Here is a 23,246-nt window from a genome sequence, read left to right on the forward strand (position 1 = left end):
ATCGTCCGTGGCGGCCTCTACCGTGACGCCATGGACGCCACCATGGATTACGACGACCACTGCGCCGAAATCGTCCACCAGGCCGAGCTGCTGAGCTCCCAGCTCGACGCGAGCACGTCCCTGACCGCCTCGGTGCCCTCGTGCCCCGACTGGAACCTCGCCCAGCTGCTCCGGCATCTGGGCGAGGCCCACCGCTGGGTCGAGGACCTCGTCCGGACCCGGGCGATCGAGCCCCCGCCGGAGACCGCACTCCGGGACCTCCCCCGCGACACCACCGAGACCCCGGCCGCCCTCGCCGCCTGGCTCACCGAGGGCGCCCGGCTCCTCGCGGACACACTCCGCGCCGTCGGCCCCCACGCCCGGATCTGGACCCCGCTCCCCTCCGGCTCCCCGCGCTTCTTCGCCCGCCGCATGGCCCACGAGACGGTCATGCACCGGGCCGACACCGCGCTCGCCCTCGGCGCGGACTTCACCGTCGAGCAGCGGGTCGCCCTCGACTGCCTCGACGAATGGATGGAACTGGGCTCCCTGCCCGAGATGTTCGACCACCACCCCGACCGCCGCGCCCTCCTCGGCCCCGGCCGCACCCTCCACTTCCACGCCTCCGACACCCCACCGGAAGCAGCCGCCGACTGGCTCGTCGACCTCACCGGCAACACCCTCGCCTGGCGCCGCACCCAGGAACCGGCCACCGTCTCCGTCCGCGCCCCCCTGACGGACCTCCTGCTCCTCATCTACGGGCGCGTCCCGGCCGACCGCGACACCTTCGACATCACCGGCGACCAGGAACTGCTGGAATTCTGGCTGGCACGGGTGCTGTTCGGGTGAGGGGCCGGCCGGACGGCACTCCGGCCCCGCTCAGAGTCCGCGCGTTCTACCGACCGAAGCCCCTGAAGAGCTGTACAGGAGAGCGGTGAAGGCACGGGTTCGCCTGCCGACTGCTGCTGCCCGGACGTGAACCAATCGGCCCACCACGGCGTGAGTTAGGTTGACCACCGTCCACCGGATCAGCAACAGGGAGTCAGCACGATGACCGAATACGACCAGCAGGGCGGTGCCGCCGGCCTGCCCTCCACGCCGCCCGAGTACCGTCCCCGGCTCGGGCCGGAGCCCCTGCCGACGAATGAGGCAGAAGCGCTGGAGATCGGCCAAAAGTACTTCCCCGAGGTCGGCTCACCCGGTGGTCCGAGCTCGCTGTACGTGCATGAATTCGACATCGGCTACCTCATCCATGCGGGCTGGCCGGCAGCCGAGGACCCCACTGGCCTTCCCTCGTCCCCGGGGGGAAGCAACATCGTCATCTCCAAGATCGACGGCCTGGTGGCGAGCGTGCCCAACTTCCCCGAGGAGGCGGCGGTGGAGATCTATCGCAGGGTGTACCGCCCGAACAGCTCCTGAGCCCGGACGGGTCGCCCGCCGAGAGGAGCCCTGGCGGGAGGGAGCCCTGCTGGGCGATCAACGATGCCCGTTAAACTTTGATTTGAATCGCATGAAGTAACCAGTACGAGCACGGGGGATGTTGTGGCTGGCGCCGGCGGGTTCCAGACGGATGTGGAGAGCCTCAAGGCCGAGGGGGCGAACCTCACCAAGCTCGGCGATGACTTCGCGTCGTCGGTCGCGCGGCTGATGGATGGCCTGCACAAGCTGAATGCGGGACCTCCGAGCAACGGCAAGGAGAAGCCGCCGCCGGAGAAGTCGCAGGGCGAGCAGTTCCTGAGCGGCCTGCTGACCTTCAACAGCAAGGACGGCGCCCCGCCGTGGGGCGATGACGAACTCGGCGAGAACTTCGGTGTCGTCTACGAGGGCGTACGGGACGGCATGTACGAGTCGATGGGGCACCTCGTCGCAAAGTTCCAGGAGATCGGCAAAGCGCTGAAGTCGATGTCCAAGAACCATGCGGAGAACGAGGACTTCAACGAATCGCTGATGAAGCAGCACGTCGAGAACAAGAGGGCCTGGCAGGACCCGACGGTCGACCCCAACGTCCATACCTCCATCACGCCCGCGAGGCACTAGCCTCCGTCGGCCGCTCCACGGTTTCTGCGGCAGTGGCCTGCGTTTCTGCCGTAGCGGCCTGCCCGGACCACGTCCGGTACGCACCTGAATGCACTTTTTCCACGGGGGAGTTCCACCTTGTCTTTGAATCCACCGGATGCCGTTGAATGGGTCCTGGACATGCTCGGCTTCAACTGGCCGCATGCAGACGAAGACAAGATGATGGAGTGCGCGCAGGTCTGGCGTGATTTCGCGGCGGAGATCGCGGAGCACCAGGCCCGCGGCAGGACCTATGCGAGCAATGTGCTCGGCGAGAACTCCGGTGATGCCATCGAGGGGTTCAGCAAGACGTGGGAGAAGCTCGGCGGCAATTCGGGGTATCTGAGCGATGCCCGTGAGGCGGCCGAGATCATCGCCTTCACCTTCGAGGCCGCCTCGATGCTCGTCCTCGGCATGAAGGTCGCCGTGATCGTCCAGCTGGTGATTCTGGCCACGGAGATCATCGCGGCGCAGGCCGCGGCCCCGTTCACGCTCGGTCTGTCCGAAATCGGAGGCGCGGCGGCCACGCTGGCGACACGTGAGGCGGTCCGCAGGATCCTCAAGAAGGTCGCCCATGAGCTCCTTCAAGCGATCATGGAGGCCGCCAAGGAGCCGGTGATCTCCGCACTTCAGGCCATGGCTTCCGACCTCATCGCCCAGACCGTCAACCAGAAGTTCGGTGCCCAGAAGGGCTACGACCTCGGCCGCACCGCCAAGGAGGGCGAGAAGGCCGCCACCGACGCCCTCAAGAACACCGGCGAAACCCTCGGCGAGAGCCTCCGCGACGGTGCCGGCAGCCGCGCCGGCCGCCGTGCCCGCGGCGGCCTGGAAAGCGCCGCGGGGCACGGGAGCGAGGACGGCGGCGACTCCGGCGGCAGCGGCAGCGACGGCGGTTCCGGCAGCTCACGCAGCGGCTCGGATGGCGGCGGCTCGGACAGCGGGTCCAGCAGCGGCTCCGATGGCGGCGGGTCCGGCAGCAGGTCCGGCGACTCCGACGGGGGCAGCTCCGACGGTGGTCGTTCCAGCAACGCGTCCGATGGGTCCGCAGACAGCGGTACGGGCGACGGCAACAGCGGCGGCTCGGACAGCGGCGGCACCAGTCACTCCCCCCGCGCCTCGGACAACGTGAGCTCGGCCGCGAGCGCGGACGGCGGCAACGGCTCCGGCACGCATTCCGATACGGGATCGGGCGCGGACTCAGGTTCCGGCACCGGCCCGGACGCCGGCGCGGGCACCAACCCCGGCCTCTCCTCCAGCCCCTCCTCCGACGCCTCCCCCAACAGCCCGGACTCCACGCCCCACGTCCCCGACGCGCAGCCTCTCCCGCCGCCGGACCAGCGTTCCCCCTTCGACGAGGGCTACGCCGGCGGCAACGACAGCCCCTACGGGGCCTCCCACACCCCCGACTCCAGCTCGCCCCCGGACGGCGGCCCCACCCCGGACTCGGGCAACCCCGCCCCGGATGCCTCCCGCCCGGACCCCGACTCGGTCAGCACCCAACCGGCCCCCGACAACACCCCCGACTCGGCCCGCCCGGACCCGGACAACATCAGCACCCAGCCCGCACGGGACACCACCCCGGACGCCGTACGTCCCGACGCGGACAACGTCACCACCCAGCCCGCCCCGGACAACACCCCGGACTCCGCCCGCCCCGACGCGCCCCAGGCAAGCGAGCCGTCGCATCCCGATGCGTCCCAACCCTCTCCGGCCCCGTCGCCCGGCCCGGATCCGGGTCCCGTGGCCGGCAACCCGCCCTCCGCCGACGACGGCTCCACCGGCTCCCACGACAGCGCCGGCAACAGGGACGACTCCACCAGCGGCAGTGGCGGCCGCGCCTCGATGCCGCACGCCGGCTCCGCGCCCCAGGGCGCCCCCGTACAGCACTCCCCTTCGTCCGGCCAGCCCGTCCAACAGCGCGACCCCGCCCCCGGCGACCCCATGCCGACCGTGGACGACGCCGACGACACCACCGTCACCACCCAGTCCGCGGGCACCGCCACCATGCCCCCGCCCACTCAGCACACCGCCGACACGGGCGCCCCCTCCACCTCCACCCCGCATCAGGCGCAGCCGAACACCCCTCAGCCCAACGGCCCGATGATGACGGGCGCCATCCCGCCCCAGGGCGGCCCCGCCACCACGCCGCCCCGCGGCGCCACCCCGCCCCGCAACAACGGCAGCGACGGCAACAGCGGAAACAACCGGAACGGGAACGCTCCCGCGGCCCCCAACCGCCGCCCCGACGGCTCCCAGGTCATCAACGACCCCACCCAACATCGCCGTCCCGAGCCTCCGCCGCACAACCCGCGCCTCGACGGCCCCCGCCGCGACACCCCCGCCACGCCCCCCGGCAACAACCGCCGCCCCGACGGCTCGCAGATCGTCCGCGACCACACCGAGCAGCCCACCCCCGAACGCCCCCCGCACAACCCCCGTCTCGACGGCCCCGCCCGCGACGACGGCTCCCGGCCCGAGAACTCCGATCCGCATCGCCCGGACTCACCCGGCCAGGACGACAGCCGCCCGCATACCCCTGCCGACCCGAGCGGTGACACCACTCACCCGGACACGGCCCAGCGTCCGGACTCGCCCGGTACGAACCGGCCTCAGACCGACGGCCCCGGCCAGGCTCCTTCGCGCCCGGACGCCCAAAACCCCGGCGCCCCGAACCCCAACTTCCCCCACCCGCAGCAGCAGCCGTACGCGCAGCACCAGCAGCCCTACGCCCAGCAGCAGCCGCACATACAGAACCAGCAGCCCCACCAGCAGCCGTACGCTCAGCAGCACCCGCAGCAGCAGCCCACTCTGCAGAGTCACACGCCCCCTCAGCAGCAGCACCCGCAGCAGCACGGGCCCCAGCACCAGCAGCCCCCTCACCAGCAGCAGCCCGTCCCGCAGCAGCAGGCGCCGCATCACGAGCAGGCTCCTCACCACGCTCAGCAGCTGCCGAACCAGGGCCCTCATCACCAGGCTTCGGTCCCGCAGCCCCCGCACGTCCGAAGGAACTCCGACGTACGGAGCGGACTCAACCACCGCCCGCACGGGCTGCATCTGCCGTTCCCACGCGACCAGCGCACCCTGGAAGCGAGCTTCCCGCGCAACCAGGACGGCACTCCACGACCGTTCAACGACCCGTTCCAGCCCTGGGCCCAACTGCAAAACGACGGCGGCATGGGCATCCACGGCCGCTCCAACAACTGCGCCGACTGCACCCGCTCCTTCATGGACTCCTGGTACGGCAACCCCCAGGTCTCCGCACCCCGCACCCTCGACCCAGACGGCCAGGGCGGCATCGACAACAGGACCGGAGAACGCGACGGCGCCGTCCACATCGAGCAGTTCGCGGGCACCAGGTTCCGCCCCTCCGGCAACAACTCCAAAGACGGCTACGCCCGCATAGCCGACGAACTCCGCCAAGCCGGCCACGGCGCATCAGCAGCCGTCCTGGTCGACTGGCCGAACAAACCCAACGGCGAGTCCGGCGGCTCACACGTCTTCAACGCCGTCAACCACAACGGCCAAGTCGTCTGGGTCGACAGCCAAAGCGGCGCAGTCAGCAAAAACCCCATCAACACCCAGGCCACAAAAGTCTGGCACCTCACCCTCGACGCCAACCGACAGCCATTCCCTGCCGCGGCCCAGCAACAAGCCCAAGCACAAGCACAGGCACAGGCACAACAGCACGCCCAGGCGCAGGCCCAGCAGCAAGCCCAGGCCCAGCAGCCCAACCCGTACCAGCAGCAGGCACCGCAACAGCAGCCCAGCCCGTACCACCAGCAGCCGACGCCACAGCAACAGGCACCGCAGCAGCACGTTCAGCAGCAGCCAGTTCCTCACCAACAGCAGGCACCGCACGCCCAACAGCAGGCACCGCACGCCCAGCAGCAGGCACCGCAGCAGTCAACGCCTCAGCCACAGCAGCAGGCACCGCACCACCAGCAGCCGTTCCCGCAGCAGCAACCGGGCCCGTTCCCGCAGCACCAGCCCGGCCCCCAGCAGCAGCAACAGGCACCACAGCAGCCCAACCCGTACCAGCAACAGCAGCCCGCTCCCTACGCACAGCCGCATCAGCAGCAGCCGTACGCCCAGCAGCAGCCCAGCCCGTACAACCAGCAGCCGACGCCACAGCAACAGCCGCAGCAACCGAACCCCTACCAGCAGCAGGCACCGCACACCCAGCAGCCGCAGCCGCAGCCGCAGCCGCAGCAAACCCCGTACAACCAGCAGCCGCAGCCAAACCCCTACGCTCAGCAGCACCCGCAGCAGCAGCCCACTCTGCAGAGTCACACGCCCCCTCAGCAGCAGCACCCGCAGCAGCAGGCGCCCCAGCACCAGCAGCCCCCTCACCAGCAGCAGCCCGTCCCGCAGCAGCAGGCGCCCCACCACCAGCAGCAGGCGCCGCACCACCAGCAGGCTCCTCACCACGCTCAGCAGCTGCCGAACCAGGATCCCCGGCACCAGGCTTCGGTCCCGCAGCCCCCGCACGTCCGAAGGAACTCCGACGTACGGAGCGGACTCAACCACCGCCCGCACGGGCTGCATCTGCCGTTCCCACGCGACCAGCGCACCCTGGAAGCGAGCTTCCCGCGCAACCAGGACGGCACTCCACGACCGTTCAACGACCCGTTCCAGCCCTGGGCCCAACTGCAAAACGACGGCGGCATGGGCATCCACGGCCGCTCCAACAACTGCGCCGACTGCACCCGCTCCTTCATGGACTCCTGGTACGGCAACCCCCAGGTCTCCGCACCCCGCACCCTCGACCCAGACGGCCAGGGCGGCATCGACAACAGGACCGGAGAACGCGACGGCGCCGTCCACATCGAGCAGTTCGCGGGCACCAGGTTCCGCCCCTCCGGCAACAACTCCAAAGACGGCTACGCCCGCATAGCCGACGAACTCCGCCAAGCCGGCCACGGCGCATCAGCAGCCGTCCTGGTCGACTGGCCGAACAAACCCAACGGCGAGTCCGGCGGCTCACACGTCTTCAACGCCGTCAACCACAACGGCCAAGTCGTCTGGGTCGACAGCCAAAGCGGCGCAGTCAGCAAAAACCCCATCAACACCCAGGCCACAAAAGTCTGGCACCTCACCCTCGACGCCAACCGACAGCCATTCCCTGCCGCGGCCCAGCAACAAGCCCAAGCACAAGCACAGGCACAGGCACAACAGCACGCCCAGGCGCAGGCCCAGCAGCAAGCCCAGGCCCAGCAGCCCAACCCGTACCAGCAGCAGGCACCGCAACAGCAGCCCAGCCCGTACCACCAGCAGCCGACGCCACAGCAACAGGCACCGCAGCAGCACGTTCAGCAGCAGCCAGTTCCTCACCAACAGCAGGCACCGCACGCCCAACAGCAGGCACCGCACGCCCAGCAGCAGGCACCGCAGCAGTCAACGCCTCAGCCACAGCAGCAGGCACCGCACCACCAGCAGCCGTTCCCGCAGCAGCAACCGGGCCCGTTCCCGCAGCACCAGCCCGGCCCCCAGCAGCAGCAACAGGCACCACAGCAGCCCAACCCGTACCAGCAACAGCAGCCCGCTCCCTACGCACAGCCGCATCAGCAGCAGCCGTACGCCCAGCAGCAGCCCAGCCCGTACAACCAGCAGCCGACGCCACAGCAACAGCCGCAGCAACCGAACCCCTACCAGCAGCAGGCACCGCACACCCAGCAGCCGCAGCCGCAGCCGCAGCCGCAGCAAACCCCGTACAACCAGCAGCCGCAGCCAAACCCCTACGCTCAGCAGCACCCGCAGCAGCAGCCCACTCTGCAGAGTCACACGCCCCCTCAGCAGCAGCACCCGCAGCAGCAGGCGCCCCAGCACCAGCAGCCCCCTCACCAGCAGCAGCCCGTCCCGCAGCAGCAGGCGCCCCACCACCAGCAGCAGGCGCCGCACCACCAGCAGGCTCCTCACCACGCTCAGCAGCTGCCGAACCAGGATCCCCGGCACCAGGCTTCGGTCCCGCAGCCCCCGCACGTCCGAAGGAACTCCGACGTACGGAGCGGACTCAACCACCGCCCGCACGGGCTGCATCTGCCGTTCCCACGCGACCAGCGCACCCTGGAAGCGAGCTTCCCGCGCAACCAGGACGGCACTCCACGACCGTTCAACGACCCGTTCCAGCCCTGGGCCCAACTGCAAAACGACGGCGGCATGGGCATCCACGGCCGCTCCAACAACTGCGCCGACTGCACCCGCTCCTTCATGGACTCCTGGTACGGCAACCCCCAGGTCTCCGCACCCCGCACCCTCGACCCAGACGGCCAGGGCGGCATCGACAACAGGACCGGAGAACGCGACGGCGCCGTCCACATCGAGCAGTTCGCGGGCACCAGGTTCCGCCCCTCCGGCAACAACTCCAAAGACGGCTACGCCCGCATAGCCGACGAACTCCGCCAAGCCGGCCACGGCGCATCAGCAGCCGTCCTGGTCGACTGGCCGAACAAACCCAACGGCGAGTCCGGCGGCTCACACGTCTTCAACGCCGTCAACCACAACGGCCAAGTCGTCTGGGTCGACAGCCAAAGCGGCGCAGTCAGCAAAAACCCCATCAACACCCAGGCCACAAAAGTCTGGCACCTCACCCTCGACGCCAACCGACAGCCATTCCCTGCCGCGGCCCAGCAACAAGCCCAAGCACAAGCACAGGCACAGGCACAACAGCACGCCCAGGCGCAGCAGCCGAATCCCTACGCGCAACAGCAACAGCCCAACCCGTACCAGCAGCACCAGCCGAGCCCGTACAACCAGCAGCCGACGCCGCAGCAACAGCCGCAGCAACCGAACCCCTACCAGCAGCAGGCACCGCACACCCAGCAGCCGGTCCCGCAGCAGCAGCCCAACCCCCATGCCCAGCAGCAACCGGGCCCGTTTCAGCAGCACCAGCCCGGCCCCCAGCAGCAACAGGCACCACAGCAGCAGCACGTTCAGCAGCAGGCACCGCAGCAGTCAACGCCTCAGCCACAGCAGCAGGTACCGCACCAGCCAGCTCCTCACCAGCAGCAAGCACCACAGCAGCAGCAGCACGTTCAGCAGCAGCAGGCACCGCAACACCAGCCCAGCCCGCACCACCAGCAGCCGGCACCGCAGCAGCAGGCACCGCACACCCAGCAACAGGCGCCACAGCAACCGACGCCTCAGCAGCAAGCTCCTCACCAGCAGGCACCACACACGCAGCAGCAGGCGCCGCAGCAGCAGTCACAGCCCCACCAGCAGCAGAGCCCGCAGTCACAGCCCCACCAACAGCAGCCGCCCCACGAGCAGCCGCCGGTCAGCCAAGAGAACGCCACACCTCCGCAGCAGCAGCAGCAGCAGCAGCAGCAGGAGAATCCCACCACCCACGGCGCGATCCGCAATGATCTCGACCACCACCCCGAGGGCCTGCTTTCTCCCAACCCTCAGGACCAGCAGGCGCTGGAGAACGCCATGCCTCGCAACGAGGACGGCACCCCGCAGCGCTTCGCCAACCCCTTCGACTCGTGGGCCCAGCTCCAGAACGACGGCGGCAACACCGTCCCTGGCCGCAGCAACAACTGCGCCGACTGCTCCCGCTCCTTCCTGGAGACCTGGTTCGGCAGCCCGCAGGTCTCCGCACCCCGCACGCCCGACACCGACAAGGACGGCAAGCCCGACACCTGGTCCCCGGAGCGGGCGGCAAATGAGAACCAGATCCGCTGGAGCGGCGCCAAGCACTCCTACGCCGGAGAGGGCAAGGACCCGAACACCGCCGCCCGTATCGCCAATGACCTCCTGAAGGCCGGCCACGGATCGGCAGCGATCGTCCAGGTCAACTGGCCCAAGCCCCAGGGTGGCGGCCATGCCTTCAACGCCGTGAACCACCACGGCAAGATCGTCTGGATCGACACCCAGACCGGCCAGGTCAGCCACGACCCGATCCACATCTCCAAGGCAACGCACGCCTTCTACATCCCGCTGGACGCCAACCGCCAGCCGCTGCACGCAGGCCAGGCAGTCGCCAAGCCCGACAACGACTCCGATCCCCAGACACCGCCCAAGTCGGACACCCCACCCGCTGACCAGGCGCAGGACAAGCCGGACTACGCCCCCACCGAACAGCCACACAACAAGCCCGACGCTTCACCCACCCCGCAGACCGACACCACCGACGCCTCCCGCACGCCCCAGCACACCGATACACCGACCGACGGCACCCCTGGTGACCCCACCGACACTAGGCCCGACCGCGCTCCCCACAGCCCACCCACAGACGTGCCTTCCGACCAGGCACCCTCGGTCGACTCCGACACCACGCCGCCGGCCGACCACCCCGACCACACCCCCCAGGACAACCAGGCCACCCCCGAGCCCGAGCACACCCCCAGCGATCAGAACCAGACGACATCTCCCCCGAGCGACCGCGAAAGCACCCCCGGCAACCGCGGCGCGGACGTCTCTTCGCACATCGCCAACGCGCTCCGCAACGCCCAGAACCCGCTGCTTTACAGCCAGCCCCCCGCCGAAACCCCCGACAACCCCACGGCCGCACAGAATTCCCACGCCCAGAATGCGCGTCAGCAGCATCCTGCCGCACCCAGTGGCAATCCCCCCGGCCCCCAAGCACCGGGCTCCGCTTCCGACGACAGCCACGACGCCACGAGCCACCCGGAAGGAAGCCGGCCGCCCGAGGATCCGGCAGGGACCGAGCCAGATCAACCGACCGACGACGCAGACGAAGCTCGTAGCGACGACGCCAGCGAGAAGCACGACGAGAAGGAAGAACCGGACGAGCGACACAAGCCGTTTTCCGCAGGCGAGGAGCGCGCCGACAGCCTGCCCCATTTCCCGGACCCGGAAGACCCCGGTCCGGCTCCCGATGACGTCGAGGAAGACAGGGAACGGGGAGCAATTGTCGAGAAAATCGACCCGGATGACCCCAAGCGCGTCACCAAGGACGAAAACGGCCTGATCCGGACCATCGACAAGAAGCCGATTAAAGAATATATAGAAGCTCTGGCTCGGAGTCGCGCAGCCATTCATGCGGAAAATTTTCAGGACCGGGACGGTCCCTGTTCTGCAATCGCAATCGACCGCCGTACGGGACTCGTCACTGAGGGAATCAACGGGCAACTCACCGACCTGATTCCCCCTGAGAATCTCCATCCACTACTGCGGGAAAACTACATGGACATGGCCATGTGGAAACATCCCGTAATGGAAGGAGAGGACCAACCAGCCCGGTCCCCCGTGTATGCCGACCCGCTCCCGGGACAAAAAAAGAAGAAGCAGGCAAAGGACGCTTCCGGAGAACTGCTGTGGGAGAGCTTGGTCCGCGAGGGGCAGCCTCATTTCGACGAACCACTGCGACACGCCGAGGTCAAGGCGGTGAACGAATTGCTGTGGGCGCGCCAGCGCCAACATGAGGAAGGTTGGCGTACCACCAACCCCGATTCCGCTCCGCCTCCACTTGGCCGCGACGCGCTTGAAGATATGCGCTTTGACGCGCGATGGACCGAAGCTCGAAACAGAGAGCCAGGCGACCCGGCCGACGCCTGCGCAAACTGCCATAATATGCTGAGAGACGTACCAAGCTACACCGGTCGCCTTCAGGTACCACCTGGGGACTACCGGATCGACGAAACGCGAATTCCTCCCGCACTGGAGTAGCCATGCATATCGAAGAACAAGACTCCTACATGGACGATCACATGCGCGTTTACCATGAAGGTGAGCTCTTCACTGGAGAAATGACCACGCGGGACACCGAAGGCCGCGTGATCGGCCTCGCAAACTACGCCGAGGGCATCCAGTCCGGGCCGCAGAGCCAGTGGTATTCCGATGGATCAAAGAAGAGGGAAGGCCAAGCCGAAGGAGGAGTGGCCGTCGGGGAATGGCGTAAATGGCACCCGAATGGCCAACTTGCCGAGCACTACGTTTTCGACGAGAAGGGAAGGTGGGTACGTCGCCAACGATGGGACAAGGAGGGGAAGCTCACGGTGGACAAGTCGTACACTGCTTGACCTGCCCACCCCGGCCCGGCTAACTCTCCTCCCCCCACCACAGTCGAGCTACCCACCCGAACATCGCGCGACAAAGCACGGGCGAGCGATTCTCGCCCACAAACCACCCTGACAGGAGAATGCGGCTATGTCCGAGGGCAGCCCCACCCCACCGGCCACCCCTGAGGAAGCCCTCGCCATCGTTCGTAGCCACTACGCCGAGCCCAAGCTGGCAGACGGCTCTCCCGCTCCGATGCATGTCGAGGAATTCGACATCGGCTATCTCGTGTACCCCGAGTACCCCGACAGCCTCGACGACTCGGGCGAGCCCCAGCCAGCCCCGCCCGGCGGGGCAACGATCATCGTGTCGAAGGACACCGGCGAAACCGTCACCGTGCCCAACCTGCCCACGGAGACGGCCATTGCTCTCTACCGGCAGCAGCGCCAGTCTCGCGCGTAAGCAGACACGTCATCATGATGCAGAGCGATTCCAGTGGGCCCAGCGATTCACCGCAGGGCCGAAGCGCCGCCCCGACGACCGTCGACGAGGCGCTCACCAGAGCCCGAGCCCACTTCCGCCCGCGCTGTCACGACGGCAGCCTCGCCTCTCTGCACGTGCAGGAATTCGACATCGGCTACCTCGTCTACGCCACGTTCCCGCCCACCGAGCCGCGGTCCTTCGGTGGGAGTCACCTCGTCATCTCCAAAACTGACGGCGCGCTGACCTTCGTGCCCAATTTCCCCCCGGATACAGCGATCGCCCGCTACCGCGCACGCCGCCGCCCCAGCTCTTGAGCACACGGTCGGCGAACCCAGCCGGTACGGAAAGGCAGGAGGGGAGCGCAGCAGATGCGTCCGCCGTCCCGTCTCGCTCAGGGCATTCCCGGTCGCGGCCCCCTTACGTCAATTCATCCGCCAGCAGATCCATCAGCAAGCCGTCCGCCCACCCGCCCGTGCGGTAGTCGCGTCCGTAAGCGCGCATGATTCCCACCGATTTGAAGCCGACCTTGCGGTAGCTGCGGATGGCGGCGGTGTTGGCGGCGGCCGGGTCGATGGTCAGGCGGTGGTGGCCGCGTTGGATCAGCCAATGGGCGAGTGTGCGGACGGCGTCCGTGCCGAGGCCCTGGCCGTGGCGGTTCGTGGTGAGGAAGATGTCGATGCCGGCGTGCCGGAATTCAGGGTCCGTCTCCTCGGAGAACTGGATCGCCCCGATGACCTCGTCGTCGATGAGAATGGCGAGCATGTCCCGGTAGTCGTCGGGCACCGACCACCACGCCGCGACTTCCGGCTCCCGGACGATGCGGTCGAGGGTGGGGAAGTCCGCTTCCGTTGTCGGCCGCAGCACGACCGCCGCGCCACGCAGTTCGCCTGGTGTCCCGCACGATTCCTGTCGTCGGTCGTCGCCACTGTCCGAGTTCATCTCCGTATTGTCCCGCGCGGGCAGGCTCGGGCAGGAGGGAACAGGACTGGGCAAGCTCGGACAGCCGACCGTGGCACGAAATTCGGCCAAGATGGGGCCCGTATCGCGCAGGAGCGGATGCGGCCGCAGACGCAGGGACCCCAGAGAATCGACCCCAGGGAGGCCGGATCCATGACTCCCAGCCCGTCGTCGAGCGGCGACAACCGCCCGATACCCGCCAACGCCGACGAAGCCCTGGAGATTGCTCGCACGCAGTACGTGCCCGTGTGGCCCGATGGGTCGCCGGCGCCGCTGCGGGTGCATGAGTTCGATATCGGGTATCTCGTCTGTGCGGAGCCGGCGCCGCTTCCGCCGGTCACGGCACCGGATGGACGACGGCGGCCCATGAGGAGCCCCGGAGGCACCTGTGTCGTGGTCTCCAAGTGGGACGGCGCGGTCTGTCGGGTTCCCCACCGGCCGACGGCCGACGCCATCGCGCTGTATCGGAAGTTCTACCGGCCGGAGACCCTGTAGGCGGGAGGCGCCGTGCGGCGGTCGGGGACCGGGAAACCGCCCCATCCCGCCCTGTTTTCCACAGGCGGCATGCACCCATCACCCCCATACGGCACCATGGACGACCGCACCGTCGGTGATCGACCATAACCGGGACGTGACAAGCCGCACGGGGCGACGCGTCGTGCGAAACGTGACGAGCGCAGGGGGCGAAGTGCCATGACGGAGATCAACAGGCGGCGGCTGTTAGCGGCCGGTGCCGGGGCTGCCCTTGCCGCAGGCCTGACGACCGCGTGCGGTTCCAACACCGGGCGGGGCGGCGGCAGTTCGGGGCCGGAGATCAGACAGTGGTACCACCAATACGGCGAGCCGGGGGCCGAGCGGGCCGTGAAGCGGTATGCCGCCGCGTACCGGAAGGCGAACGTCTCGGTGCAGTGGCGGCCGGGGGATTACGACCGGCAGACGGCGGCGGCGTTGCTGACCGACTCGGGGCCGGATGTGTTCGAGGTCAACGGGCCGCTGCTGGAGCAGATTCAGGGCGGGCAGGTGGTCGATCTGACCGAGGTCGTCGAGCCGGTCAAGGATGACTTCCATCAGGCCGCGCTGGCGCCGAAGATCTGGCAGGACAAGGTCTGGGGCATCCCGCAGGTCGTGGACATGCAGCTGCTCTATTACCGCAAGAGCCTGCTGAGGGAGGCCGGGGTCCGGCCGCCGCGGACGCTCGATGAGCTGGTGGACGGGGCGAAGAAGCTCAGCAACAAGAAGGCCAAGGGGCTGTTCCTGGGGAATGACGGCGGGGTGGGGGTGCTCGGCGGGACGCCGTTGTTCGCCGCCGGGCTGAGTCTGATCGGTGCGGACGGCAGGGCCGGGTTCGACGATCCGGCCGCGGCGCGGACGCTGGGCAAGATCCGGCAGCTGTACGCGGACAAGTCGTTGCTGCTGGGGGCGCCCACGGACTGGTCCGATCCGGCCGCGTTCATCCAGGGGCTGACCGCGATGCAGTGGTCGGGGCTGTGGGCGCTGCCGCAGATCAAGAAGGCGCTGGGGGACGACTTCGGGGTGCTGCCGTTCCCGGCGGACGGCAGCGGCGGGAAGCCGTCCGTTCAGGTGGGTGCCTATGGCTCGGCGGTCAGTGCGCGGAGCAGGCGCAAGGCGGAGGCGACGGCCTTCGCGAAGTGGCTGTGGGTGGAACGCACCGATTTCCAGCAGGATTTCGCGCTGTCGTACGGGTTCCATATTCCGGCCCGGATCTCGTTGGCGAAGAAGGCCCGGCAGTTGCAGCAGGGGCCGGCGGCGGAGGCGGTGCGCCTGGCCACCGAGTACGGCTATGCGGAGCCGCTGTTGTGGACGACCGCGGACCGTACCGCCTATCAGGACGCGCTGAGCCGGATCATCAAGGACGGCGCCAACCCGGAGAGTGAGCTGAGGACCGTGGTGCGCAAGGTCAACGCCGAGCTTCAGCGGGTCAGGAAGAAGTGACCGCGGGAGGGAGCGGAGGGAGTAGAGGGAGCGGAGGGAGTAGAGGGAGCGGAGGGAGTAGAGGGAGCGGAGGGGCGGTCGGGGTCACGGACGAGCCGGTGCGCCGGACGGCGGTCGCGCCGGTTGCCGGGCGGCCTTCGCTCGGGGTCCGGCTGCTCGGGCCGCAGCGGCGGAATCTGTGGTTCTGGGCCTTCGTCGGGCCGTTCGCCGTCGGGCTGGGGCTGTTCACGTACGTGCCGTTGGCGTGGAGCGTCTATCTGAGCTTCTTCGACGCGCACAACACGGTGAGCCCGTCCGGCGCGGACTTCGTCGGGCTGGGCAACTACGGCGCGATGCTGGGCGATGCGTCCTTCCTCGGCAGTCTGGGGACGTTTCTGCTGTTCACGGCGTTCATCGTGCCGGCGACGTATGTGCTGTCGCTGGCACTGGCGCTGATGGTGAACCGGCTGCGGTTCGCCCAGGCGTTCTTCCGGTCGGTGTTCTTTCTGCCGACGGCCTGCTCGTATGTCGTCGCGGCGGTGATCTGGAAGCTGTCGATCTTCAACGGGGTGCGGTTCGGGCTGGCCAACACCGTGCTGGGGTGGTTCGGGGCGGACCAGACCGCCTGGCTGTCGACGACCGATCCGCCCTGGTACTGGCTGGTCATCGTGACCGTACGGCTGTGGTTGCAGGCCGGGTTCTACATGATCCTGTTCCTGGCCGGGCTGCAGCGGATCCCGCCGCAGCTGTACGAGGCGGCGGCGGTGGACGGGGCGCGGCCCGGCTGGCAGACCTTCCGGCACCTCACCTTTCCGCAGTTGCGGGCCACGTCGGTGGCGGTGGTGCTGCTGCTGGTGATCAATGCGTTCCAGGCGTTCGACGAGTTCTACAACCTGCTGAGCGATGCGCGCGGCTATCCGCCGTACGCCCGGCCGCCGTTGGTCTACCTCTACTACACGGCGCTGGGCCGGGATCAGAACCTCGGGCTGGGCAGCGCGGGCGCGGTGATCCTGGCGCTGATCATCGCGGTGGCGACGGTGGTCCAGGCCCGCTGGTTCGGCCTCGGCCGCAAGGAGGAGTGAACGGGGATGGAGAAGTGAGAGTGAGCGGGATGGACGACGCGCTGACGAGGGCCGGGCGGGCGCTGCGGGTGGTGCTGGTGGTGGCCCTGGCGCTGCTGTTCCTGGTGCCGTTCTATCTGCTGGTGCGGAACGGGCTGGCGACCGAACAGGACATCACCGCACCCGACTGGACGTTCTTCCCGCGGGTGTTTCAGTGGTCGAATCTGACCGAGGTCTTCCAGGACCCGAACCTGCCGCTGGGGCGGGCGCTGCTCAACTCCACGCTGATCGCGGTGTCGACGACCGCCGGTACGGTGCTGCTGGCCTCGCTCGCCGGGTACGGCCTGGCCCGGATCCCCTACCGGCACGCCAATATCGTCTTCTACGCGATCCTGGGGACGCTGATGGTCCCGGCGGCCGTGACGTTCGTGCCGAGCTTTGTGCTGGTGTCGTCGCTCGGGTGGATCTCCACGCTGCGCGGGCTGGTCATTCCGACGCTGTTCAGCGCGTTCGCCTGCTTCATCTTCCGGCAGTACTTCCTGGGCTTCCCACGGGAGCTGGAGGACGCGGCGCGGGTCGACGGGCTCGGCTACTGGCGGACGTACTGGCGCATCGTGGTGCCCAACGCCCGTCCGGTCTTCGCCGCCGTCGGCACGATCGTCTTCATCGGCGCCTGGAACGCGTTCCTGTGGCCGCTGGTGATCGGGCAGGACCAGGAGGCCTGGACGGTGCAGGTGGCGCTGTCGACGTTCACCACCGCGCAGAACCTCAATCTGCATGAGCTGTTCGTGGCCGCGGCGGTCTCGATCGCCCCGCTGGTGGTGGTGTTCCTGGTGCTCCAGCGGTACATCGTCGCGGGGGTGGAGCGCAGTGGGATCGATGACTGACGCATTGAGGACGCCTGACTGAGGGGGTACGGTGCGTGGCATGAGCACGCACCTGGACGTCCGTGAGGCGGAGCCGCGCGACCGCGGCCCCCACGGCGAGTGCGCGCCCCGCGGCCTGAGCTTTCTGCGCCGCCGCGGCCGGGTGGGCTCTCCCCCGGCCGGCTGTTCCTGTACGTCCTGACGGCTCCGTGAGCTGAGGTCCGGCCGCCGGTCATCCGCGGTCCGGGCCCGTCGGCGCCCCAGTGACTCTCCCGCGCCCCACCACGCCCTGCCCTGCCTCCCCTCTTCCCTTCCAGGAGGATCAGTTGACGGCTCTCACCGACTCCGCCGCCCCCGCTCCGGGCACCACTTCCGCCACTCCCGCCCTGCGCCCCCACCGCATCCCCGCCGACGGGCTGTACGAAGGGCCCCGCCTCCTGCGCCGGACCCCCGACGGCTGGGACGACCGGCCCTACGAGCGCTTCGAGGTCCTGCCGCAGGCGGCCACCATCGGGGCCGAAATCCGTGGGCTGGACCTGTCCCGGCCACTGTCCGCGGAGCTGCGTACGGAGCTGAACCGGGCGCTGCTGGAGTGGAAGGTGCTGTTCTTCCGCGGGCAGCGGCTCAGCTCCCCGGCGCAGCGGGAATTCGCCCGGAATTGGGGCGAGCTGGAGACCAATCCGCTGCTGGCGCCGGGCGATTCGAAGGACGTGGTGCGCTTCGACAAGGCGGCCGGCGGGGTCCCGACGTTCGAAAATGTATGGCACACGGATGTGACGTTCCGGGAACGCCCGGCGATGGGCGCGGTGTTGCAGCTGCGGGCGGTGCCGCCCGCGGGCGGGGACACCATGTGGGCCGATATGGCCGCGGCATACGACAATTTGCCACCGGAAATCCGGGCACGGATCAATGAGGCGCGGGCGGTGCACGACTATCTTCCGGGCTTCGCGCGCTTCTACTCCCCCGCTCAACTGGCGCCATTTCAGGAGGAGTTCCCTCCGGTCACACATCCGGTGGTGCGCCGGCACCCCGAAACAGGGCGGCGGATGCTGTTCGTCAACGCGTCCTTCACCACCCGCATAGTGGGTCTCGGCCGGGCGGCGAGCGACCGGTTGCTGCGGCTGTTGTTCCAGCAGGCGCAGGTGCCGGAGTACCAGGTGCGCTGGCGCTGGCAGCCGGGGGATCTCGCGTTCTGGGACAACCGCGCCACCCAGCACTACGCGGTGAACGACTACGGGACGCACCGCCGGGTCGCCGAACGGGTCGCCATCGCGGGCGACCGCCCCTACTGACCGCGGGGACGCCACCGCCGACGTAAGTCCGTAGTTCCCGCCCCGGCACGACGCCCTCGGCGCCCCCGCACCCGTCCCCGGCGCTCCTCACCGGAGTCGCTCGTACGCCGCCTCCTCCGCCGGGCGTGCGCCTTGCAGCAGGGCCGCGCCCAGCGGGGTGAGGGTGTGCAGCACGGCGTTGCCCTGCCGCAGGGTGAGCAGCAGACCGGCATCGCGGAGCACGGTCGCGTGCTGGCTGGCGGAGGCCAGCGAGACATCGGCGCGGCGGGCGAGTTCGCTGGTGGTGCAGCCGACGCCGATCCGCTGGAGTATCGCGGAGCGGGTCTGGCCGACCAGCCGGCCCAGGGAGCGCTCCGGCGGGACCTGGGGCGTGAGCCGGGGCGCGGGGTGCTCCACGGGGTAGACCAGGACGGGCGTCAGGTCCGGGTTGTGGAAGGTGACGGGGGTGCGGCGGCAGAAGTACGACGGCAGCAGCAACAGCCCCCGGCCGTTGAGGTGGAGATCGCGGTCCACCGGATAGTCGGCCTCCAGGACCGGCGGGCGCCAGCGCATCATCGGCGGGAGCGAGGCGAGCAGCCGGTCCGCGCCGCCGTCGAGCAGCGCCCGGCCGCGGGCCGCCCGGTCGGCCTCTATACGGCCCTGGACGCGCGGCCAGTACGGGGCGACGGCCGCCTCGTAATAGCGCAGGAGTATTCCGGCGAGCCGGCCGAGGGCACGGGTGTCGCCGTCGGCCATCGCCCGTATCCACGACGGGAACGGGCGGGCGGCAGTGGAGAGCCGGGCCAGCTCGGCGCCCAGCCGGCAGGCGGGCGTCTCCCGCAGGGCGGCGAGCGCGTCGGTCATCCCGAGGAGCCCTTCGGCGGGCGTCAGGAAATCGGGAAAATAGCCGCGCGTGGGCACCAGCGGCGCCAGCAGCCGCGCTTCGCCATTCAACCTTCCCCGTGTTTCCGATCGCCATTTGCCGAACGCCGAATCGTCCCGTCTGTCACGTAGCCGGTGAAAGCTTAAGACGGTCTCCCACAGTGCGTCCGGGCGTGCCGCAATGCGCACACGGGCCAGATCGAGTCCACTGAAATGGACGCGTAACACCGAACCCCCACCCCTGGTTTCCTCAGTCGGCCCCCGGCACGCCTGAGTATGCACGCCAACACGCGCGGTCACCATGCCCTTTTGGCCAGACTTGAAAGTGGTCGCGCCACCAGGGGGCCGGAAGGAATGCTGTACTCAATTCAACGGCGGTGCGAACGGACCGGGTTGCTCGATCCCGTGGGGGGTGATGGGCACACCACCGGCCGCTCGCCAGCCCCGTTGAAGGCCGCCTTCCCGCGCCGACCGGGGTGGCGGCAGCTCCCGAGGGGGGAGTCCGGAGAAAACGAGGGCGGCACCTCCGCACAGGTGCCGCCCTCGTCGGACCGGACAGGAGCACGCGGGCCGTCGTCCGGCCCCTCTCCACCGGATGCACCCTCGGGGACACGGGGGCAGGCTGGAGGCATGGCCGAGCACCCGCCCGTCATCGTGCATCCGCCGTCGCCCACCGGTGGCCGGCGCGTCACGATCGAGGGCGAGATCCTCGGCCTCGCGTACAGCAGCGTCGATCTTCTGGAGTTTCTGCGCCGGGCCGGTCTGGACACCGACGTGGTGTCGCTCGACGACCACGACCTGATCGAATGGCGGGGCGGCGGCCACAACGTCTGGATGTGACGAAGGGCGGCACCTCCGCACAGGTGCCGCCCTCGTCGGGGTGCCGGAGCCGGTGTCAGGCCGGTGAGGGTGAGGTGCCGTGGCACCGGCCCCGGTGGGCTGTCCGGGGGCCGCGGACGCGCCGGGCGCCCGCGGTGCCCCGGTGGGGTCAGCGGCTGTCGCTGCCCTTGGACTCGGCGGCCGCCCGGCCCGCCTCCAGTCGTGCGACCGGGATGCGGAACGGGGAGCAGGAGACGTAGTCCAGTCCGGCCTCGTGGAAGAAGTGGACGGACTCCGGGTCACCGCCGTGCTCGCCGCAGACCCCGAGCTTGAGGTCGGGTCGGGTGGCGCGGCCGGCCGCGGCGGCGTTGCGGACCAGGGAGCCCACGCCGTCCTTGTCGATGGTCTCGAACGGGCTGACGCCGAAGATGCCCTTCTCCAGGTAGGCGGTGAAGAAGCTGGCCTCGACGTCGTCGCGGCTGAAGCCCCAGACCGTCTGCGTCAGGTCGTTCGTACCGAAGGAGAAGAAGTCCGCGGACTCCGCGATCTGACCGGCCGTGAGGGCGGCGCGGGGCAGCTCGATCATCGTGCCGAGGGTGAGCTTGAGGTCGACCCCGTAGGTCTTCTCGACCTCGGCGATGACCTGCTCGGCCTCCTCGCGGACGATCTCCAGCTCCTGGACGGTGCCGACCAGCGGAATCATGATCTCCGCACGCGGGTCGCCCTTGGCGTTCTTGCGCTCGGCGGCCGCCTCGGCGATCGCGCGCACCTGCATCGCGAACAGACCGGGGATGACCAGGCCCAGGCGTACGCCGCGCAGACCCAGCATCGGGTTCTGCTCGTGCAGCTTGTGCACGGCCTGGAGGAGCCGCAGATCGTTCTCGTTGGCGTCCTGGCGGGCCTCGGCGAGCGCGACCCGCACCGACAGCTCGGTGATGTCGGGCAGGAACTCGTGCAGCGGCGGGTCCAGCAGCCGGACGGTCACCGGCAGCCCGTCCATCGACTCGAACAGCTCGATGAAGTCGGCCTTCTGGAGCGGCAGCAGCTGGCTGAGCGCGGCGTCCCGGTCGGTCTCGGTGTCGGCCAGGATGAGGCGCTCGACCATCTCGCGGCGCTCACCGAGGAACATGTGCTCGGTGCGGCACAGGCCGATGCCCTGGGCGCCGAACCGGCGGGCGCGGGCGGCGTCCTCGGCGTTGTCGGCGTTGGCCCGTACGCGCAGCCGGCGCACCCGGTCCGCGTACGCCATGATCCGGTGGACGGCCTTGACCAGCTCGTCGGCGTCCTCGGCACCGGCGTGCATCCGGCCCTCGAAGTACTCCACGACCGGGGACGGCACGACCGGCACCTGACCGGCGTAGACCTTGCCGGTGGAGCCGTCGATGGAGACGACGTCGCCCTCCTCGATGACGAACCCGTCCTGGGTCGTCATCCGGCGGGACTTGGTGTCGACCTCCAGCTCCTCGGCGCCGCAGACACAGGTCTTGCCCATACCGCGGGCGACGACGGCGGCGTGCGAGGTCTTGCCGCCGCGGGAGGTGAGGATGCCCTCGGCGGCGATCATGCCGTTGAGGTCGTCGGGGTTGGTCTCCCGGCGGATCAGGATGACCTTCTCGCCGGAACGCGACCACTTGACGGCGGTGTACGAGTCGAAGACGGCCTTGCCGACCGCCGCGCCCGGGGAGGCGGCGATACCGCGGCCGATCATCTCGGACCGCGCGCCGAGGTCGAAGCGGGGGAACATCAGCTGCGCCAGCTGCGCGCCGTTGACCCGCTGGAGGGCCTCGGCCTCGTCGATCAGGCCCTGGTCGACGAGCTGGGTGGCGATCCGGAAGGCGGCACCGGCGGTGCGCTTGCCGACCCGGGTCTGGAGCATCCACAGCTTGCCGCGCTCAATGGTGAACTCGATGTCGCACAGGTCCTTGTAGTGCGTTTCGAGCGTCTCCATGATCTGCATCAGCTGGTCGTACGACGCCTTGTCGATCTGCTCCAGGTCCGCGAGCGGGACCGTGTTGCGGATACCGGCGACGACGTCCTCGCCCTGGGCGTTCTGGAGGTAGTCGCCGTAGACGCCCTGGTGGCCGCTGGCGGGGTCGCGGGTGAAGGCGACACCGGTGCCGGAGTCGGGGCCGAGGTTGCCGAAGACCATGGAGCAGACGTTGACCGCGGTGCCGAGGTCGCCGGGGATGCGCTCCTGGCGGCGGTAGAGCTTGGCGCGGTCGGTGTTCCACGAGTCGAAGACCGCGCGCACCGCGAGGTCCATCTGCTCGCGGGGCTCCTGCGGGAAGTCGCGGCCGGTCTCCTTGGCGACGATGTCCTTGAAGTGCGCGACCAGGCTCTGGAGGTCGGCGGCGTCCAGGTCGATGTCGACGCGGATGCCCTTGGCCTGCTTGGCCTCCTCCAGCGCCTCCTCGAAGAGCTCGCCGTCGACGCCCAGCACGGTCTTGCCGAACATCTGGATGAGGCGGCGGTAGGAGTCCCACGCGAAGCGCTCGTCGCCGGCCTGCGCGGCGAGGCCGGAAACCGACGCATCGGAGAGGCCGATGTTGAGGACGGTGTCCATCATGCCGGGCATGGAGAACTTCGCACCGGAACGCACCGATACGAGCAGCGGGTCATCGGCCTGGCCGAGCTTCTTGCCCATCTTCTGCTCAAGGGCGTCGAGGTGCTCGGAGACCTCGGCACGGAGTGCCGCGGGCTCGGTGCCGCTGTCGAGGTAGACCTTGCAGGCTTCAGTGGTGATCACGAAGCCGGGAGGGACCGGAAGTCCCAGGTTGGTCATCTCAGCGAGGTTCGCACCCTTGCCGCCGAGCAGGTCCTTGAGGTCCTTGTTGCCCTCGGTGAAGTCATAGACGAACTTCACGGACGAACGCTGGGTTACGTGGGGATCTTGTGTTTCCGGCACGGCACTGTCTCCTCGCCGACGGGCTGCCCTGACGGCGAGGAACATACCCAGATCGAAGGCGTATGGGTACGTCCACTTG

17 protein-coding genes are annotated in these 23,246 nt (G+C 69.1%); 14 read left to right on the forward strand and 3 right to left on the reverse strand.

What is annotated here, in order from left to right; genetic code table 11:
- The first annotated feature begins 30 nt into the window (after positions 1–30).
- The 7 genes from QT196_RS13055 to QT196_RS13085 all read left to right on the forward strand — a co-directional run bounded on the left by QT196_RS13055 (position 31) and on the right by QT196_RS13085 (position 12,788).
- Positions 31–828 (forward strand): maleylpyruvate isomerase family mycothiol-dependent enzyme, encoded by a 798-nt coding sequence (locus QT196_RS13055; RefSeq protein ID WP_266730861.1) that lies wholly within the window; start codon positions 31–33, stop codon positions 826–828.
- Positions 829–1,029: 201 nt separating this feature from the next.
- Positions 1,030–1,398, forward strand: coding sequence for a hypothetical protein (locus tag QT196_RS13060; RefSeq protein ID WP_168479015.1), 369 nt, complete (start codon positions 1,030–1,032; stop codon positions 1,396–1,398).
- A gap of 123 nt (positions 1,399–1,521) precedes the next feature.
- Positions 1,522–2,016, forward strand: coding sequence for a hypothetical protein (locus tag QT196_RS13065; protein ID WP_248001122.1), 495 nt, complete (start codon positions 1,522–1,524; stop codon positions 2,014–2,016).
- 117 nt (positions 2,017–2,133) lie between these two features.
- Complete coding sequence (locus QT196_RS13070; protein WP_290354945.1) at positions 2,134–11,661, forward strand: toxin glutamine deamidase domain-containing protein; 9,528 nt, start codon at positions 2,134–2,136, stop codon at positions 11,659–11,661.
- A gap of 2 nt (positions 11,662–11,663) precedes the next feature.
- Positions 11,664–12,014: a hypothetical protein gene (locus QT196_RS13075; protein ID WP_168479017.1), complete on the forward strand. Its 351-nt coding sequence runs from the start codon at positions 11,664–11,666 to the stop codon at positions 12,012–12,014.
- 127 nt (positions 12,015–12,141) lie between these two features.
- Entirely contained in the window at positions 12,142–12,453 is a 312-nt protein-coding gene (locus QT196_RS13080; RefSeq protein WP_168479018.1) for a hypothetical protein, read from the forward strand.
- A gap of 14 nt (positions 12,454–12,467) precedes the next feature.
- Positions 12,468–12,788: a hypothetical protein gene (locus tag QT196_RS13085; protein WP_248001123.1), complete on the forward strand. Its 321-nt coding sequence runs from the start codon at positions 12,468–12,470 to the stop codon at positions 12,786–12,788.
- 103 nt (positions 12,789–12,891) lie between these two features.
- Here QT196_RS13085 and aac(6') read toward each other — a convergent pair whose 3' ends face one another.
- Positions 12,892–13,413, reverse strand: a complete 522-nt coding sequence (gene aac(6') / locus QT196_RS13090) for an aminoglycoside 6'-N-acetyltransferase (RefSeq protein WP_266730867.1) — start codon at positions 13,411–13,413, stop codon at positions 12,892–12,894.
- A gap of 171 nt (positions 13,414–13,584) precedes the next feature.
- Between aac(6') and QT196_RS13095 the strand changes: the two genes are divergently transcribed.
- The 6 genes from QT196_RS13095 to QT196_RS13120 all read left to right on the forward strand — a co-directional run bounded on the left by QT196_RS13095 (position 13,585) and on the right by QT196_RS13120 (position 18,582).
- On the forward strand, positions 13,585–13,926 hold the full coding sequence (locus tag QT196_RS13095; protein ID WP_290354946.1) for a hypothetical protein: 342 nt from the start codon (positions 13,585–13,587) through the stop codon (positions 13,924–13,926).
- A gap of 198 nt (positions 13,927–14,124) precedes the next feature.
- A complete protein-coding gene (locus tag QT196_RS13100; RefSeq protein ID WP_211117343.1) occupies positions 14,125–15,384 on the forward strand; it encodes a sugar ABC transporter substrate-binding protein in 1,260 nt (419 codons plus the stop codon).
- A 98-nt stretch (positions 15,385–15,482) separates the two neighbouring features.
- The gene (locus QT196_RS13105) at positions 15,483–16,445 is read left to right on the forward strand and encodes a sugar ABC transporter permease (RefSeq protein ID WP_290354947.1); all 963 of its coding nucleotides are present in this window, start codon (positions 15,483–15,485) and stop codon (positions 16,443–16,445) included.
- Positions 16,446–16,474: 29 nt separating this feature from the next.
- Positions 16,475–17,311 carry a carbohydrate ABC transporter permease gene (locus tag QT196_RS13110; protein ID WP_168483716.1) on the forward strand — a complete coding sequence of 279 codons (837 nt, stop codon included), beginning with the start codon at positions 16,475–16,477 and terminating at the stop codon, positions 17,309–17,311.
- Between the two features lie 40 nt (positions 17,312–17,351).
- The gene (locus tag QT196_RS13115) at positions 17,352–17,492 is read left to right on the forward strand and encodes a hypothetical protein (RefSeq protein WP_158092687.1); all 141 of its coding nucleotides are present in this window, start codon (positions 17,352–17,354) and stop codon (positions 17,490–17,492) included.
- Between the two features lie 124 nt (positions 17,493–17,616).
- A complete protein-coding gene (locus QT196_RS13120) occupies positions 17,617–18,582 on the forward strand; it encodes a TauD/TfdA family dioxygenase (RefSeq protein WP_168479021.1) in 966 nt (321 codons plus the stop codon).
- Positions 18,583–18,669: 87 nt separating this feature from the next.
- Here QT196_RS13120 and QT196_RS13125 read toward each other — a convergent pair whose 3' ends face one another.
- Positions 18,670–19,515: a winged helix-turn-helix domain-containing protein gene (locus QT196_RS13125; protein WP_168479022.1), complete on the reverse strand. Its 846-nt coding sequence runs from the start codon at positions 19,513–19,515 to the stop codon at positions 18,670–18,672.
- Positions 19,516–20,073: 558 nt separating this feature from the next.
- Here QT196_RS13125 and QT196_RS13130 point away from each other — a divergent pair.
- Positions 20,074–20,283 (forward strand): hypothetical protein, encoded by a 210-nt coding sequence (locus tag QT196_RS13130; protein ID WP_018088149.1) that lies wholly within the window; start codon positions 20,074–20,076, stop codon positions 20,281–20,283.
- A 148-nt stretch (positions 20,284–20,431) separates the two neighbouring features.
- On the opposite strand, the gene ppdK is transcribed toward QT196_RS13130, so the two are convergent.
- Positions 20,432–23,125, reverse strand: a complete 2,694-nt coding sequence (ppdK, locus tag QT196_RS13135; RefSeq protein ID WP_290354948.1) for a pyruvate, phosphate dikinase — start codon at positions 23,123–23,125, stop codon at positions 20,432–20,434.
- Between the last annotated feature and the right edge of the window lie 121 nt (positions 23,126–23,246).

The organism is Streptomyces sp. P9-2B-2 (genome assembly GCF_030406865.1).
Lineage (GTDB): Bacteria > Actinomycetota > Actinomycetes > Streptomycetales > Streptomycetaceae > Streptomyces > Streptomyces platensis.